This is a genomic window from Vibrio sp. 10N.247.310.24 (genome assembly GCF_041467175.1).
Taxonomy (GTDB): Bacteria; Pseudomonadota; Gammaproteobacteria; order Enterobacterales; family Vibrionaceae; genus Vibrio; species Vibrio tasmaniensis_A.
This window is the reverse complement of sequence record NZ_JBFSUD010000157.1, coordinates 1-2,924: the sequence shown is the minus strand read 5'-3', so window position 1 is coordinate 2,924 and position 2,924 is coordinate 1. Positions and strand designations below refer to the sequence as shown.

Sequence of the window (2,924 nt, the reverse complement as noted above, 5' to 3'; positions counted from 1 at the left end):
AAATACGCGAAACGGGGTTGTTCTATCTTTAAATTTAATTACGCAACAAAGCCATTGCGTAGCCACTTCATCGCCTTGAAATAATCAGTCGCAATAAATGCTTCGTCATTCTCAATGTGTGAAATGAACTCTGGGGCTTTTGCAAGATGGCAGAAGTAATCAATAGCCTTACGTAGAGTGTTACCACTGAACTCTTCATTTGCAGCGATCTTTGACATCGCAAAATCAGCCTGACTAAGAACAACGCCTTTAGAGTTAATTCGAATAAAGATTTCCGTTACCGTTTCAATATCAAGTTCCGAATCCAATTCAATCATACCAATTTGTTTTTTTACGATGTCGCATAGCTTATCAATACGATCATAAATCAAGTCCGCTTCAACACCTGGATTCTGATCTAAATACTTTGGAACTAAATGGTGACTTCTAATTTCTCCACTCATTAGTGGTGCAATATCATCAACCCAAGTCTTGTCTTTCTCAATGGCAGGGTTAAGTACCTCAAACTTCTCTTCTAGGGGATTGAAAGCTATTCGGATTTTAACTGTCTTATACTTTTGATTTATTACCGCCTGCCCAGTTAGTGCGGCTTGTAGAGCTGTAACACGCTGCTGTCCATCGATAAGAACTTTTTTACCTTCAGATACAGACCCGTCTTTAAGTTTTACGTTAGGGTTTTTCCAAGCAATGATATAACCGACAGGAAAACCTTGATATAAGCTATCAATGAGATCCCTAACCTTTGACGAATCCCATACAAAAGGTCGTTGAATTTCAGGTATCGCTATCTCACCAGATTTAACCCAGTTAACGACTGAGTCAATCATGTATTGGTTTACTGAATATTTTTGTGTCGTCATTCTTCTCTTATAACCCCATTCCTGAATGCTCTACTTCTGCGTGCAACTCTTTCCAGTTCGGACAGTGCTTAGTCACTAACTGCCAGAATACTTTATTGTGACTTTTTTCTGCGGTATGGCAGAGTTCATGGATGATGATGTAGTCCATGACATTGTTTGAAAACTCCATGCAGCGTGGATGAAACTCTAATACATCATTATCAGTGCAGTTAGCCCAGCGAGCCTCAAATTTTTTAATTTTGTATGTCGTGGCATCTAAACCAGTTTCACGCTGCCAATGACGTAGGCGTGAGCCTATCTTCTCTTGAGCTTTCTGCTTATAAAAACGTTCAAGAGCCGCTTTAAATAAATCTCGACTTACAAAATGACCTTCTGGAGATAACACCTTAAAACGGCTTTGATTAAAGCTCACTTCAGGGATTAAAAGCTCAGGAGCAGGGATAATTTCACAATAGAACGTTCGTCCTCTGTAGGGTGCTCTACTGCCGCTTACAATCTCATCTTTTTGCGACTGGTTTACCTCTGCTAAACGCTGCTTGATCCAACGAGCACGATAACGAATCAATTCAAGTTGCTCTTCTTCTGACACATCTGGACCACGAAGAAGAACTGTCTTACCTCTTTCTACGGTGACGTAGTGATGTGACAACTTCTTATCAACTTTAAACATCCACTCGATTTCAGTGGTTCCATATTGGAAAACTGGCATAACGTTCTAAACCCAATCAGTTGTTCAGCATGATGTTAAATATTTCATTCGAATGCTGGCGAGCGACTGCCATATCCCAACCACCGAGACCTCGTAGGATCGTGCGTACTGTCTTCTTGACCTCGTTATGAATATCTTTCTGTTTTTTCCAGATCGGAGAAAGCATCACCTCTGCAATATCAGGGTGATTAAAAATGCCCTTTGTCCAAGCGAGTGCTTCAGCCTCATCAACTTGTTTTTCTAGATAGTGGTACACAGACTTCTCTGTAGCCGTATCTAAGCCCATCTCTGATGGCTTAGCATCTTTATCTCGAACTCGCTGAGCAAACAACTCTAATTGCTCTAAGAAAATCGCCTGCTCAATACGACCTTCACGCTCATCATTGATAAGCTTTTCTAGCTCTTCTTCTAAATCACCGAAGAAAGCGGGATCTTTGCCTTTGCCTGTTTTGATAGTGTGCTTTAACTTATTCTTCATCACGAGAGCAGCACTACCAGCAGATTTTTGCTTTCTTAGTAAATCCATGTCTGCTGCATCAAGGATAGACACCTCACGTCCAAGAAGGCTCTTTACTTCACTGGCTTCAATGTGTTCATCCAGCATCGCTTTAATAAGCTCAGACTCAGAAGCCGTTATACGAACTGCATCTGCACTGTCTGGCATTTTATTACGCAGTTGCAGTTTGATTTCGTTGAACACCTTAAAGTAAGGTTTAAAAGGTGCTCCCCGCTCATCGGGGAGCACTACATCTAATCGACTATTGAACTCTGCCACTGCGACTAAGAAATCTTCTACGATATCGAGTTTAGTATCAGGGTCTAAGAATAGATCAGCATCTTCCTTATACAATTCAGGCTGTTTAACCAAGTTGTGTTTCTTAGGCAAAATATCTTGAATCTTAGCTAAGGCGGTTTTTAACTTAGGTAATTCAGACTCAACATCCGTCCACACTTGCTCGGGTTGAACATCATTGCCATACATTTTCAGCGCTTCATCGAGATACTCAACTACACCGTAATAATCAACGATGTAACCTGCTTTCTTGCCTTTACGAGTTCGGTTCACACGGGCAATGGCTTGCAGCAATGTGTGTTCTTTTAAAGGTTTATCTAAATACAGAGTATTGACGATTGGCGCATCCCAACCAGTTAGTAGCATATCCGAAACTATCACTAAACCGATGTTATTAACCTTAGCGTCTTCATCTGTTTTATTTTCCGACTCGTCTCCATATGGCAATTTAAACTCATCATTGACCAGTTGAGAAATCTCCTCTGAAGGTACGGCAATTGGCTTAACACCGGCTTTGTTGCGTAATTAAATTTAAAGATAGAACAACCCCGTTTCGCGTATT

General features: G+C 40.8%; 3 protein-coding genes. All 3 read right to left on the bottom strand.

The window, feature by feature from the left end; all coding sequences use genetic code 11:
• Positions 1-38 precede the first annotated feature (38 nt).
• The 3 genes from AB6E08_RS22935 to AB6E08_RS22925 are packed head-to-tail and all read right to left on the bottom strand — an operon-like array spanning position 39 to position 2,809.
• Positions 39-860 carry a DUF262 domain-containing protein gene (locus AB6E08_RS22935; RefSeq protein WP_372067539.1) on the bottom strand — a complete coding sequence of 274 codons (822 nt, stop codon included), beginning with the start codon at positions 858-860 and terminating at the stop codon, positions 39-41.
• Positions 861-867: 7 nt separating this feature from the next.
• Positions 868-1,569: a M48 family metallopeptidase gene (locus AB6E08_RS22930; protein ID WP_372067542.1), complete on the bottom strand. Its 702-nt coding sequence runs from the start codon at positions 1,567-1,569 to the stop codon at positions 868-870.
• A 16-nt stretch (positions 1,570-1,585) separates the two neighbouring features.
• Positions 1,586-2,809 (bottom strand): UvrB domain 3-containing protein, encoded by a 1,224-nt coding sequence (locus tag AB6E08_RS22925; protein WP_372160307.1) that lies wholly within the window; start codon positions 2,807-2,809, stop codon positions 1,586-1,588.
• Positions 2,810-2,924 lie beyond the last annotated feature (115 nt).